Genomic DNA, 13,185 nt, shown 5'->3' on the forward strand with positions numbered 1-13,185 from the left:
GTTCTTAATTAATCTGATGTTGCAGTGTTTGAATAGAAATTGAAAACTGATGCTTGAGGTGGTGAAAATCAATCTTACCATCTAACTTGTTAGAAGAGCTGTATTGAATCTCAATGATCTTTTCACCGTCGCTATCAAAGATGGCGCGAGAATTATTTTTATCAATAATTTGCCACCTTACCTCATTTAACGACCCTTCCCAAGCGGAACTCGGCCAGAGCGTGATCATCAGGTTAAATAATACCTGTTCTGGCTGCGGTAGCGAACCTTGTAAACCGTTGAGCACTTCGGTTTGAATTTGTTCTCCATCGTAAGACAGTGAGAGTACTCTCGTCCCCCAGGATGAGAAGCCTGCCAGCACCACTTCGTTGTTGATCACTTGCAGTTGTACCGGAAGTTGCTCAGATGTGGTTTTACCATCTATTGCCCAAGAAGCCGTAATTAACTGACTGGCAGACAACTGATAGCCCAAGCTTGCGGGAGTGGGCAAGCTAACTTGGGTGTGCTCGGCAATGTCGACCAGAGGCGTCGATTGGTGAGGGACCAAGCTGCATGCACTTAAAAACAGACTCAGTACGATTAACGTCGCGCAGCGAAAAGCATGGTTAAAAATCATGACGTCGTTTCCTCTGTTTTAATCGCAATCGGAGAGAGCAGCCAAGCAACAAAAATACCACTTAACACCGTAATGCCGAAACTGTGAATCGCGTGAGTTTGGCTGAGTGATAGCAACCCAAATGACAGCACAGTGGTTATTGCCGAAAGGGTGATCGCCAATAGTGTGCTCACGCTGCGGGCTTTCTCGGCAAAGAACAGAGTGTAATCGATCCCGATACCAAGAATGAGCACCAAGCCAAGCAAGTTGAATAGGTTTAATGTTGTTCCCATCGCGACTGCCGTTGCCAGACCGCAGGCGCAAGCAATCAATGATGGCAGTAAAACTCGGCAACTGTGTTGCAGACCGTACCGCTTGATTAATACCAGAAAGATCACAGCACTGGCGGCTGCCAATAGTTCCATGATTTTGATTCGGTATTCACCAAATAGGGCGGATATTTCCTCAGCTTTGTTTAGATAAACAACATCAGACTGCGATTTGGCAAATGCCTTAACAACGGCGGAGTCTTGCAATTGGTTTAACACCACTACCGTTGCCGATTTTCCTTTGATCTTACCCAAATGGAGAAAACGCACAGGCGCTGATACTGGGTTTTGCAAGTACTGATCAACCGTGACAGGGATAAAGTCGGCGTCCATTTTAGGCTTTTTACTTAAGCTCAGTCCGGAAGCTAGTGGGCTGGATTGTGTCGCGTAAAGATCGCGAATCAATTGATAGTCTTGTTGCTGACGCTCCACCGAGCTCAAGTAGCGGCTCAGACTTTGGTAGCTTTCGATGGTGCTGTCCGCTTTCCACGCTTCTAATGTTGGCGTCAAAGACTCCAGCTTTTTCATTAGGTTTTCGTCATCGTCGGCGGTAACGACCAACATTTGCTGCGAAGATTGCATGCCACTAAGCGTCGTAATCAAGGTTTCTTGCTGCTTGAGATCGTTCGGCATCGTTTGCAGTAGACGAATGTCGTCATCGTAGTTCAATTGCAGCAAGAAAAAGCCACTCGCAACCACACATAACATCGGCAATCCGACTTTAATTCGAGGTTGATTCCAAAGCGTTAACCATTTCGCCAACAGTGATTGTCCCGGTAATGTCGAAATGGATCGCGATGGGTTACGAGCCAGTATCGGATACCAAGCCACCACGGTGACGTAAGCGGCAATCAGACCAATGGATGAAAACAGAGCAAGCTGCTGCAAACCAGGAAACGGTGCCACTAACATGCCCAAATAGCCGATCAAGCTGGTGATTAAGCCAAGTGTGATAGCTATGAAAATATGCTTTAATCCTTGCTCGCTATCCCATTCATTTCCCGCCGCAAGACGTTCGGTTAGGTAGTGGAATGCGTAGTCGATAGACACGCCGATTAAACTTGCGCCAAACACTAAACTGAACAGATGGACTTTTCCAAAAATCCACGTTGTCACTGACAACGCAACGAGCAAACCAATGGTGATGGAAAGCAGTGCCAGAGACAGCGGCATCACACTCCGAAAGACCAGCAAGAACAATGCAATGATACCGAGTAGAGAGAATACACCGATGGTGCTGATCTCCGATTTTGCACTTTGCGTACCAAAGTCGGCGTAAAATAGAACGCCAGTATGTGCGACTTCAGCGCCATATTTCTGCGCGACGCTTTGTTCTAGCGCTTGAATATCAGGGACTGCAAGCTGCCCAGTTAGGCTATAAGGCGAGTCTTTTAGTTCGGCAGTAATAAGCAAGTATTGAGCATCGTCTTTTTCGACGGACAGATAGCCGTTATCCAATCGGAAAGAGGACGATTGCTGGGGAACTTGGCTTAAATAATCACGAAATAGCAAGAAAGGATCATTTTGTAACTCTTGCCCAGTCACCCCAGAAAACGGGTTGTACAGCGACTGAATCACATGCTGCACTTGCTGTTCTGGATTTTGGCTTAAACGCTCTCGTTGTTCAGGCGTCAGCAATTGGAAGCGGTGCTTAAAGTAGTAACTCGCCCAAGCTTGCTGTTCTTGAGGTGAGATTTTTCCTACCACATCGCGAAAATGATTACTTTGGTGTAACCCCTTATCAAATTCAGCGGCCGCTGCAAAAAGGGCATTTTTGTCCGGCGCTGTGATCACGAAAATGACTTTGTCGCTCATACTTGCCGAGACCGACTCAAAGGCTTGCTCAGCCACCGGGTTTTGTTGGTTCTTCGGCAGCAGTTTTAAAATGTTGGTCTCAATCGGAGATTCTGCACTCCAAACCCATTGTTTGAGTAGCAACGCGCCCGCTAAAACAACGAGATTGAGCCAAACCAGAGCAAAGGTGTGAGTGCCGAGACTGAGTTTAGAAACGGAATTGAGCGTCTTCGGCATCCGTGAGTTCCTGAGGTAGAGAGGTCTGGTTCGTAAACGTGATTTCGGTTTTATCGCCGCGCAGCTCTTGTAGGGTTAGGCGATCAATGTGCGTTTTACCGGAAAGGGTGATGGCTTTAAACACCGCATTTAATGGCGACTGTTTGGGCACTAAAACGAGCTGCCACTGATTGTTCTCAACTGAAAAATCGAGTGTGAATTGTTCTTGCAGTGCAGAAGTATCCCCGTGGAACACGGATAAAAACACATGGCTAAAGTAGAACGCCATTGGGTTTTCTTCTGCAGAGATCGTTTTCGGAGCTTGGTCGGCAAAAGTCTGACGAAGTTTGTTTTCCGTCAATACCAAATTGACTGCGAAAGGTTCTGTTTGTTGCCACAACAAGCCATGTGTTTTGCTCAGTGTGAACTGACCTTTAGAGGTTAAAGGTTGACTAAACATTTCCAGATGACGCTGCTGCGTAAAATCTCCGCGTACGATTTCATGCTGAGACAACTGCTGTTGAAGCGATGCCAAATCCGTTACGTTTGCTGTCGGTGTGGCCAGTGCTGGAACAGAAAATATCAACAAAAAAGAGAGTAACCACTTTTGCATTAGTTCCGGCTCCCATGGTTGTGCCATTGCTCTACTTTATCTAAAAAGACTGCTGGAGACACAAAGCACATCTCTTGCTTTTCAATGGATACGGCGACTTGCGTTGTATGCGCTTTGCACATACGTTGATTCGTTTCGGCGTCGTAAATCACGTAATCCACACGTAAGCGGTTTTCCCACTCAGTGAGTTGCGCGGTAATGCGAATGGTGTGATTAAACGGAATCGCCTTGACGTATTTAACGCGCGTGTCGATGATCGGCCACATGTACCCAGAGTCTTGCATATCGCGATAGCTGTATTGGATCTTCTCCATCAGCACACGACGCGCTTCTTCAAAATACCGAAAGAAGTTGCCGTGATATATCACGCCCATCGGGTCAGCATCTTGGAATGAGGTGACCATAGTCACCTCCGCTTCTAATGGGTAGAGAACCTGCTCTTGCATTATACCTCCGCGTAGAGTGGCCAATGACGTTGCTGAATGCGTTCAATGAAATGACGCAAATCTTGTTCCAATGGGCGATCTTCAATCACAAATTCAAACTCGCTCAGTACGGCATCACGAATTACTCGCAAACTCTGACTCATGTGGTGTTCGTCCAATTCGTTATGACGGCGACGAATCTCAACCGCTTGAACGCTTGCTAGGAGTGAAGCCGCAGCAACTTGCTCTGTTAACTCAAGAACGCGTAAGCAATCACGAGCCGCAATGGTGCCCATGCTCACTTTGTCTTGGTTGTGACACTCGGTTGAGCGAGAAAAAACGCTCGCTGGCATGGTGTTTTTCAACGCTTCTGCCGTCCAAGCTGAGATACCAATCTGAACCGCTTTAAAGCCGTGGTTGATCGGTTTACGCTCGCCTTCTGCACCGGTTAAGTTAAACGGCAGGCCGTTATTGAACTTGTAATCCATCAGTTGCGCCATCTGACGGTCCAGCAAATCAGCTAAGTTGGCAATGTTCACTTTCAACGTATCCATCGCCATTGCGATATGACCACCGTAGAAGTGACCGCCGTGCAGAACGCGCTCGTTGTCGCCATCGATAATTGGATTGTCGTTGGCACTATTTAGTTCATTCTCAATCAATTGACGTAGCCAAGGCAGTGAGTCTTGCACCATGCCAATTACGTGTGGCGCACAACGCAGCGAGTAACGATCTTGCAGTCGGTCGCTATTGCGTGGCGGACGTTCAGCATTGAGATCATCACGCAGCCAAGCCGCAACTTGCTGTTGACCAGGGTGAGGCTTTACCGCAAACAACGCTTCATCAAAGTGGAAATCGTTACCTTGCATACCCACAGAGACCATTGCGGTAATCTTGGTGCACAGCTGCGCTAGGTATTCTGCGCGTTTGTAGGCAAGACAGGCGAGAGCAGTCATCACGGATGTACCGTTCATTAACGCCAAACCTTCTTTTGGTTTTAGGCGAATTGGCTCAATGCCCAGCTCTGCAAACACTTCTTGTGTTGATCGCACATCGCCTTTGTAAAGTACTTCACGCTCGCCAATCAAGGTCGCCGCTAGGTACGACAGAGGCGTTAAATCGCCACTTGCGCCCACCGAGCCTTCCTGTGGAATACGCGGCGCAATGTCGTGGTTGATAAGCGTAACGATTTGGTTCAACAGATCGTGAGACACGCCAGATACGCCTTGCGACAATGAACATAAACGTGTTGCCAGCACCGCGCGAGCTTGCTCATGAGAAAGGATTTGACCTAAGCCACAGCCATGGAAGCGCGTAAGGTGCAACGGAAGTTCATCCACAAGAGCGGGTGGAATCGCCACAGTACATGAATCGCCGTAACCCGTAGTCACGCCGTAAATAACGCCTTCTTCTTTCAGTAATCGTTCCAGAAACGCCACGCCACGATCAATTTTCGCGGTAAATTCTGGCGAGGTGTTCATGTTTGCCTTTGCTCCTTGAGCAATGGCAACGACATCTTCGATGGTTAAAGATTGGGCACCAAAAGTGATGTTGTGATTATTGTTGTTTGTCATGTGGCTGATTACTTAAAGTCCAGAAGTTAAAAAAGTTGTACCACTGTAACGGCGCTTGCAGTGTGTGGTGTTCTAATCTTTGTGCGTACTGTTGAACAACGTGTTCTAGTGCCTGCTGACGCTCCTTGCGCGGTAGCGTGATTTGGTCACTAAAGTGTTCAAAGTACACATTAAAATGCGGAGTGTTTGCTTCGTCGTCGCGTAGGCCGAAGAGTAGGTAAACCGGCGCTTTTAATACCGAGGCTAGCATGAATGGGCCTTGCGGAAATGGCGCTGGTTTACCAAGAAAATCTGCCCAAACGACACGATTTTCTTTGCTGGTGGAAGTGCGATCGCCAACGATCACCACCCATTCGCCTTGCTCGATTTTTTGTTGAAGCAGAATCGCGGTGTCTGGTCCCATTGAGCTGACTTGAATCAGATTCAGTTCCGAATTTGGGTTTACCGCCTTCATTACCGCATTAAATTGTTCAGCGTGTTGGGTAAATACCAAGGCATTGATTTTGACATGAGAGTGTCGACGACCAAGCGCACGGCAGAGTTCGATATTGCCAAGGTGCGAGCCTAAAATGAGCACGCCTTGTTTTTTCTGCGCCATCTCTTCGAAATGATGCTGGCCGTGAATGGTTAGGTTATCGACGTTAAAGTCACCTTGCCATGCTGCCAGTTTGTCGAGCATGGTACGCCCAAAGGAAAGCAGATGATGATAGCTGTCCAACTGCTTTGGCAGTGCGATGTTCTGCTGCGCTGCGTAGTGCTGTAAGTTTTGCAGGTAAATCTCAGACGCTTCACGGGCAGATTTACCCGTGAAGTGGTAGTAGCGCATGACTAATTTTAAAATCAGGTCGAACGCTTTTCTACCGAACAAGCGGTAAACCGCGAGCAAGGTTTTGATGCCTAAAATCGTGCCTTGTTCTTTTCGTTTCGACCAGTGGGCATTGCTGTCGTCTGTGTGACTGCGCTTTCTGGCGAGTAGCGAAGGAATGCGCGGCAACATGCCAAAAAATAGGCGAGTGTGCATCCAGCTTATCTTGACGTTATCCCACAATGCGTCGAAGTGGGAAATGCCACCTTCAGGGTAGATCACGCGCGTTGGAACAAAATCAATGTCGACGCCTTCCCAATACATTCGCACTAGAATTTCGATATCAAAATCCATGCGTTTGCCGATGTTGTACTTGTTCAACACGGCGACCGTTTTCGCCACTGGGTAGGCGCGAAAACCGCACATGCTGTCTTTGATAGATAGTGACAAGGTTTCTATCCACACCCACACGTGCGTAGCGTAGCGACCATACAAACGGGATTTAGGTACGCTCTCGTCGTATATCGGTTGGCCCGAAATCAGGTTATCTGGTTTTGTTTCGCTGGCGCTGAGCAATTTCGGCAATGCTTCTAGGTCGTGTTGACCGTCTGCGTCGATTTGAATGGCGTGCGTAAAACCAAGTTGGTGAGCTTGATGTAGGCCAGCCATCACCGCGCCACCTTTACCTTGGTTTTCGCTCAAACTAATCAGTTTTATCTGTCCTTGCTTGCTCAAAGCAGAAAGCGCTTGTTTGGTGTCTTCATTGCTGCCGTCGTCCACGACCAGCACTGGCAAAGCGAAAGAGGATAACGACGCAACCACGTCTGCAATTGTGCTGCCGTGGTTGTAGCAAGGAATTAAAAAGCAGGGGCGATAATCACTCACGTGACTCACCCAGTTTCATTTTTCCTGACGAGTGAGTCACCAAGGTTTCACCGTTTTTCGATGTGTACTTAAAGGTCAATTTCTCACGCTCATTGTCCCAAGAGAGTGAGAGGCAAACGTCGGCGTTTGGCAGAATCGGCTCTTGAAATTTGATGACTTCCATTCCTTTAAATACCTTGGGAGTATTCAAATATTGAACGGCGTAGAACAGCGCCCAATCAATTTGAGTGACGCCGGGTAAAAGAGGGAAGTGATTGAAATGACCTTGGAAATCTAAGATGTCAGCATCCACTCGCAGCGACAGCTCCGCGGTATGGTCACTCACTTCAATATTCTGAATAGTTGGTTTTCTTTTATCCATGTTACTAGCTTTATTGGAATAGTTTTTCAATTTCAGCAACTTGGCGTTTGCCTTGGCTGTTCAATGGAATTTCGTCGACCACTCGGAATTTTCTCGGGATAGCGATCGGTTCTAGCCAATTGCGCAGTGCCTTGCGAAGCTCAAGCCAAAATTTGCCTTTACCAAGTTCATTAAGCACATCGCTGCCTTGATCGTTAAGTACGATGATCGAGACTAACGTGAGGCGACCAGATTCTTCCATTGGGATCACCACGCTTTCTTGAACCCACGGCAATTGCTCTAAACGTTTTTCCACTTCGACAAGGGAAATACGCTTTTCTTCGACTTTGACGATTCGGTCAGTGCGTCCACGCAATTCAAAAGAAATACTATCATGGAAATAGCATTCATCCGCAGTTTGGTACCAAGTGTTTTCATCAATGTGTGGCGAGCGGAGCTTTAAACAATTTTCATGGTTAAGCTCGGCTTCAATACCAGGGAATAACGTCCAGGGAGTACTGGCTTCGTGCTGCTGACGGTAAGCGATGCCGCCGGTTTCTGTGCTGCCAAAAACTTCAATAGGAAATGACCCAAACAACAACTGGCTGTGCTGCGCGGCTTGGTTTGGCAAGGGACCACCAGAAGAAAATACGCACCGAATCGCAACCGGATTGTGCTCTTCACTGAGTCGTTTTAGTAACGCAGGGCTGCTTACTAGCGTGGTGTCAGCATCAGCGTGATGGACAATTTGTTCTGGGAACTCAAGGTTGTGTGCTGAAAATGGACGTGCGGAGCACAAAGGCCACAATACGCGGAACAGCAAGCCGTAAATGTGTTGATGAGAAACGGTGCTTTCAACGCGTGTGCTGGCAACCGTGTCGCCCCACAGGTTATCTAGAATAGCAACTTCGATATCGAGCTGTTTCAGCGTTTTTGCAATGGCTTTTGGTGTGCCGCTTGAACCCGAAGTAAATAGCGTTACTGGTATTTCTGCCAGGTTTAATTCACGCCAAAAATAAGGTTGTTTGGCCTCTGGCTCGCTAATCACGGTGGTTTCTAGCAATGATTGAGCTTCGATCAAAAGCGAGCTCACGAGTTCTGGAGCCGAGACATCGGCATCATGCAGCAACAAATCGTAGTGCTCACTGAGCTCTTTGAGTGCTTCTGGTTGGTAATTACCAGGTAATACAATGGATTTTCCTGCATAACAACAAGCAAAAAAGCCAACGGCAAACAGGTAGCTGCTGCCAAAACACAACGCAATGTTTTGCGTTGGTTGGGTTTCTAACTGCTGAGCAAGTGTTGCGACGTGCTGCTGGAAATCACCCCACGTGATAACCGTGTCGCGATCGTAAGAGACAGGGGATTGCTCAGACCTCTCTGCGATGAACAAGGTCGCTAGGGAGGTAAAGCTCGAATACGTTGTATTCATACGATTAGTGTTCCTTTCGAACAAATTGGCGCACGATCCATTCTCCAGCGAACAAGCCACCAGCAAGTAAGTAGCTGATGAGGCCGTTATAAAGCGTCCATATTTTTACTGGTAGGAAACAGGTATAGAGTGCAACGGCAGCGTTGAGCGTAAAAAAGGCGCACCAAACCATCGTCACTTTGCGAGTGTAAGCAACGCCACTAGCCGGAAGGTCGGGTTCTTGCAAGCGAGCAAGCCTCTCTATGATCGATTGCGGCTGTTTTAAGCTCAGTCCAAATACACACAGCATACATACATTGACAACGACAGGGTAAAACTGAAGCCACCCATGTTGTTTAAACACCATGCCAAGCGTAATTAGGACAATGCCAACAGCGCCCGTAACGAGCGCTAAGAACTTAAACTCTTTTAGTGGGGTCTTATTTGCGACGAAAACACGCAAAAGTAACGCAGCAATTAACAAGCCCCCAACTAAGTTCAAGCCAAATTTATCTATACCGAAATAGACGGCGAAGGGGTAGGCAAGCAGTACAATTGCAGACAGACCAGTCAGCAATTGGCGCATTAACTTTCCTTCAATAACTCAGTAACAGCGTTAACCACATCGTCGACGGTTCTTACTGTACTAAACTCTGCCGGCTTGATTTTTTTGCCAGTGACATTCTGTAGGTGTACGACCAAATCAACGGCGTCAATGCTATCAAGATCGAGATCTTGGTATAAGTGCGCATCTGATTGAATGTCGGCTGCATCAATTTCGAACAGCTCAACAAGCGCATCTTTAACTTGTTCAAATACTTGATCTTTATTTACATCAGTCATGAATATACCTACAACTTATTCATTAGTTTGAGAAGAAACGTATTTCGCTAGATTTGCTACAGACGCAAAGTGTTCGCGCGTATTTGAGTCGTCGGCATCAATAACGATGTTGTATTGTTTTTTTATTGCGAGTCCAAGCTCAAGCGCGTCGATAGAATCTAAGCCAAGTCCATCACCAAAAAGTGGTGCATCCGTTTCAATATCATCTACGGTTAAATCTTCAAGGTTTAAAGCATCAATAATAAGTTGCTTAATGTCGTTGTGTAACTGTTCCACTGGGACCTGCTTATTAATAAAAGTTTTCTGGAAAAATGTTTTCAGCTAGGTGCTGTTGTAAGCGTCGCGCCGCTATTGTCGGCGACGTAGTTTGCTTTATAAAGGGGGTAATCTCAACTTTATCCTTAACTTCAACCCTGAAAAAGGGCTTTGTTGCCGGTACTTGATACCATTTTTTCTCTTTTGTGAGGAAACTTGGCGTTACCGTAATATGGACAACTCTTAAATCTCGTTCTGTTCTTACCGCAATTTGTGCTGCACCGCGTTGTAATTTCGGCTCTACACCTGGTGTTGTTCTTGTTCCTTCAGGAAATATAAGCAACACGTTGCCTTTGTTAAATCGCTCATCACAAAGTGCTAATAAATCATCCGGTGCTTCATTGGGAATATATCCGGCTGCTTTTACGATGTGCTTCATAAAAGGATTCGACCATATTGCCGATTTTACTAAACAGTCGCAGCGATTTAATTGTGAAGCAATGAGAACGTAATCGATTAAACTAGGGTGGTTGGCAACAATTAAACAATTACGATCTTGTTGAAGAATATCGGCACCAATAATTTGATAATCGATTGCGCCACTTAGCTTCATCAATTTACAAAATGTGTTGAATGAATATCGAATCGCACCCTGAACTTTATATTCGCGTTCCGTTTGGTCTGAAACAAAAATACGAATGGTCGGAATAACAATGAAACTCAGTACTAAACCACCTAACCCAAATACTGAAAAACAAAAGCCTGTTGCTAGCACACGCCAATACTGATTTAAGCGAGTCATTTTTTGTGCCATTCCCAAGCTTGTTGCGGAGCGAAAATAGTCCACTGGCTTTTATCTAACAAGTATTGTTGCAAAAATACTAAACCTTGAGGAAGAGGATGACCGGAACGTTCTGCGTTTATGGAGCTTTGTATCGCGAACTTGTCTCCATGAGAAAGTATTAAGCCAAGTCCAAACCCTTGGTATTGTTGGTTTTCATATTCTAAATAAGAGTCAGGCATAGGCTCATCAAAATCAACAAGCAGTACTTTTTTGTCAGGATTGTCGGACAAAAACAGCCATGCTTCTAATATTGCGCTTTGGAATGTGTTTTCTGCCGCAGCGATAGAAGTTAGGGGAATGGGTTGTTTAGTTGCGATAGTGGCAAGCCCTGCGGCGGTATTGTGCACCGATTGAGAAAAAGCCATCGGAGACGCCTCTTCTCCATTAATTATATCTTCAACTAGTGCGACGCTGCGATGCAGTTCACCATGACGGCTTGAAAATACAAGGTAATCAACTTGATGTTGATTAAGCATTTCGATTGCAGTTTGTACCGCCAGTTTACTGAGTGGGCTCATTCTTCTGCGCATCATCGCAGGAATATTTGCAACATTGATTTTGCCATCTTCTGGCCATTTTATCTCTGTTGCCCATTGTTTCCATTCATTGGATTCGGATAAACCGAATGAATTCGCTGTCCACGCATCAATATTGAACGAAATGTTGATCTTCGAGTTTGGCATATTGGGTTAAATTGTTTATTTTACAGCTCGATACAAATTGGGGTTGACCCAAATTCACAATAAAAAGGAAATTATCATGTCGCGTTTTAAGCTGTATGTCTCGTTATTATTAACTTTGCTTCTTGTTGGTTGTGGACGAGTACAACCTGTAATGAATGTGGAGGATACTCCAGTTGCTTATGATCTTCAAAATAAACAAGTAAAAATGGCCATAGTGCAATCAGCAACTAACCGAGGCTGGACGATCGAAGAAGTAAGCCCTGGTGTTCTTATTGCAAAAATCCACGTTCGTAACCACTCTGCAGAAGTAAAAATCCCATACAATAATAAATATTACTCAATTATTTATCTCAACTCAGTAAATCTCAAAGCAAGTGATGGCAAAATCCACCGCAATTACAATCGTTGGGTAAACAACTTGAATGTTGATATTCAGCGAGCTATTGCATTGTTGGGCAATCAATCTCAACAATAAAACTATTAATTGCAGTTAGGTTTTTCCGTGTTAAATCAAAATAATGACCCTTTTAATGCTTTTGAAGCGAAGACAGAAGCTCAGAAGTTATCTTTTGCACCAATCGTGTTCCAGACCGCCAAAACGCTTCGAGATTTAGGTATTTTAGCCGCTTTAGACAGCGCTGGCGCTCAAGGCATGAGTGCCACAGATATTGCCGAGAAAACGGGAGTATCAGAATATGGTGTTAAAGTACTGTTGGATATGGCGATTAGTGCGCATATTGTTTTATGGGAACGACCTAACTATTCGCTTGCAAACCTTGGTTTTTACCTTCTTCATGATGGTATGACGAATGCAAACATGGATTTTACGGCAGATGTTTGTTACGCCGCGATGATGCATTTGACGGAAGCAATTCAAGAAGGTAAACCGTCAGGTTTGAAAGAGTTGGGCAATTGGGAGACCATTTATCAAGGTCTATCGACGTTACCAGAACAAGCCAAACAGAGCTGGTTTAAGTTCGATCATTTCTATTCGGATCGCTCGTTCCCACTTCTGCTTAAAGAAGTATTTGCAAGCAAGCCAAAGCATCTTGTGGATATTGGCGGAAATACGGGAAAATGGGCGATTCAGTGTTGTAAACATGACCCTGACGTTCAAGTGACGATTGTTGATTTACCACAGCAATTAGAAGTAGCGATGAAGAATGTTTCAGAAAACCAGTTCGTCGAGCGTGTACGTCCATACCCTGCAAACATGCTTGATAAAGCACAAACATTGCCGGAGCATGCTGACGTTTGGTGGATGAGCCAGTTCTTGGATTGCTTTTCCCCAATTGAGATCCTCAATATCCTTAAAAAAGTTAAAGCCCAGTTAACGAAGGGAGATACTATTTACGTATTGGAGCTGTTTTGGGATGCTCAAAAATACGCGGGAGCTTCCTATAGCCTTAATGCCACTTCTCTTTATTTTACCTGTTTAGCTAACGGTAATAGTCGCTTTTATCGCAGTGATGATTTCTTAGAAATTGTCGAAGCGGCAGGTTTATCTGTCGTTGAAAGAACCGACAATATTGGCCTTGGTCATACATTATTAAAACTACAAGCAAACTAAATT

The 13,185-nt window shown here is 45.6% G+C and carries 15 protein-coding genes; 2 read left to right on the forward strand and 13 right to left on the reverse strand.

Annotation, left to right across the window (positions count from 1 at the left end):
• Positions 1–4: 4 nt before the first annotated feature.
• The 13 genes from R7Z41_RS15085 to R7Z41_RS15145 are packed head-to-tail and all read right to left on the reverse strand — an operon-like array spanning position 5 to position 11,612.
• A complete protein-coding gene (locus tag R7Z41_RS15085; RefSeq protein ID WP_225477742.1) occupies positions 5–616 on the reverse strand; it encodes a DUF3261 domain-containing protein in 612 nt (203 codons plus the stop codon).
• A complete protein-coding gene (locus tag R7Z41_RS15090) occupies positions 613–2,955 on the reverse strand; it encodes an MMPL family transporter (protein WP_206970924.1) in 2,343 nt (780 codons plus the stop codon). Before R7Z41_RS15090 ends, R7Z41_RS15085 begins: the two co-directional genes overlap by 4 nt.
• The gene (locus R7Z41_RS15095) at positions 2,927–3,547 is read right to left on the reverse strand and encodes a LolA family protein (RefSeq protein ID WP_025534207.1); all 621 of its coding nucleotides are present in this window, start codon (positions 3,545–3,547) and stop codon (positions 2,927–2,929) included. The genes R7Z41_RS15090 and R7Z41_RS15095 overlap by 29 nt, the downstream gene beginning before the upstream one ends.
• Positions 3,547–3,993 (reverse strand): acyl-CoA thioesterase, encoded by a 447-nt coding sequence (locus R7Z41_RS15100; protein ID WP_206970925.1) that lies wholly within the window; start codon positions 3,991–3,993, stop codon positions 3,547–3,549. The genes R7Z41_RS15095 and R7Z41_RS15100 overlap by 1 nt, the downstream gene beginning before the upstream one ends.
• On the reverse strand, positions 3,993–5,546 hold the full coding sequence (hutH, locus tag R7Z41_RS15105) for a histidine ammonia-lyase (RefSeq protein ID WP_206970926.1): 1,554 nt from the start codon (positions 5,544–5,546) through the stop codon (positions 3,993–3,995). The genes R7Z41_RS15100 and hutH overlap by 1 nt, the downstream gene beginning before the upstream one ends.
• Entirely contained in the window at positions 5,530–7,236 is a 1,707-nt protein-coding gene (locus R7Z41_RS15110) for a glycosyltransferase family 2 protein (RefSeq protein WP_206970927.1), read from the reverse strand. Before R7Z41_RS15110 ends, hutH begins: the two co-directional genes overlap by 17 nt.
• Entirely contained in the window at positions 7,229–7,597 is a 369-nt protein-coding gene (locus R7Z41_RS15115; protein WP_005396010.1) for a (3R)-hydroxymyristoyl-ACP dehydratase, read from the reverse strand. Before R7Z41_RS15115 ends, R7Z41_RS15110 begins: the two co-directional genes overlap by 8 nt.
• Before the next feature lie 10 nt (positions 7,598–7,607).
• Complete coding sequence (locus tag R7Z41_RS15120; RefSeq protein ID WP_206970929.1) at positions 7,608–9,008, reverse strand: AMP-binding protein; 1,401 nt, start codon at positions 9,006–9,008, stop codon at positions 7,608–7,610.
• Between the two features lie 4 nt (positions 9,009–9,012).
• Positions 9,013–9,573, reverse strand: coding sequence for a hypothetical protein (locus R7Z41_RS15125; protein WP_085569951.1), 561 nt, complete (start codon positions 9,571–9,573; stop codon positions 9,013–9,015).
• Positions 9,573–9,830 (reverse strand): acyl carrier protein, encoded by a 258-nt coding sequence (locus R7Z41_RS15130; protein ID WP_025766966.1) that lies wholly within the window; start codon positions 9,828–9,830, stop codon positions 9,573–9,575. Before R7Z41_RS15130 ends, R7Z41_RS15125 begins: the two co-directional genes overlap by 1 nt.
• Positions 9,831–9,845: 15 nt before the next feature.
• Positions 9,846–10,106 carry a phosphopantetheine-binding protein gene (locus R7Z41_RS15135; RefSeq protein WP_005382278.1) on the reverse strand — a complete coding sequence of 87 codons (261 nt, stop codon included), beginning with the start codon at positions 10,104–10,106 and terminating at the stop codon, positions 9,846–9,848.
• 13 nt (positions 10,107–10,119) lie between these two features.
• Positions 10,120–10,887: a lysophospholipid acyltransferase family protein gene (locus R7Z41_RS15140; RefSeq protein WP_005388305.1), complete on the reverse strand. Its 768-nt coding sequence runs from the start codon at positions 10,885–10,887 to the stop codon at positions 10,120–10,122.
• Positions 10,884–11,612: a beta-ketoacyl synthase chain length factor gene (locus R7Z41_RS15145; protein ID WP_017819930.1), complete on the reverse strand. Its 729-nt coding sequence runs from the start codon at positions 11,610–11,612 to the stop codon at positions 10,884–10,886. The genes R7Z41_RS15140 and R7Z41_RS15145 overlap by 4 nt, the downstream gene beginning before the upstream one ends.
• Positions 11,613–11,688: 76 nt before the next feature.
• On the opposite strand from R7Z41_RS15145, the gene R7Z41_RS15150 reads away from it, so the two are divergent.
• Both R7Z41_RS15150 and R7Z41_RS15155 read left to right on the forward strand, forming a co-directional pair.
• On the forward strand, positions 11,689–12,087 hold the full coding sequence (locus tag R7Z41_RS15150; protein WP_205390764.1) for a hypothetical protein: 399 nt from the start codon (positions 11,689–11,691) through the stop codon (positions 12,085–12,087).
• A gap of 27 nt (positions 12,088–12,114) precedes the next feature.
• Complete coding sequence (locus R7Z41_RS15155) at positions 12,115–13,182, forward strand: class I SAM-dependent methyltransferase (RefSeq protein WP_053307501.1); 1,068 nt, start codon at positions 12,115–12,117, stop codon at positions 13,180–13,182.
• Positions 13,183–13,185 lie beyond the last annotated feature (3 nt).

The organism is Vibrio sp. 1457, from assembly GCF_033340195.1.
In the GTDB taxonomy this organism is placed as follows: domain Bacteria; phylum Pseudomonadota; class Gammaproteobacteria; order Enterobacterales; family Vibrionaceae; genus Vibrio; species Vibrio alginolyticus.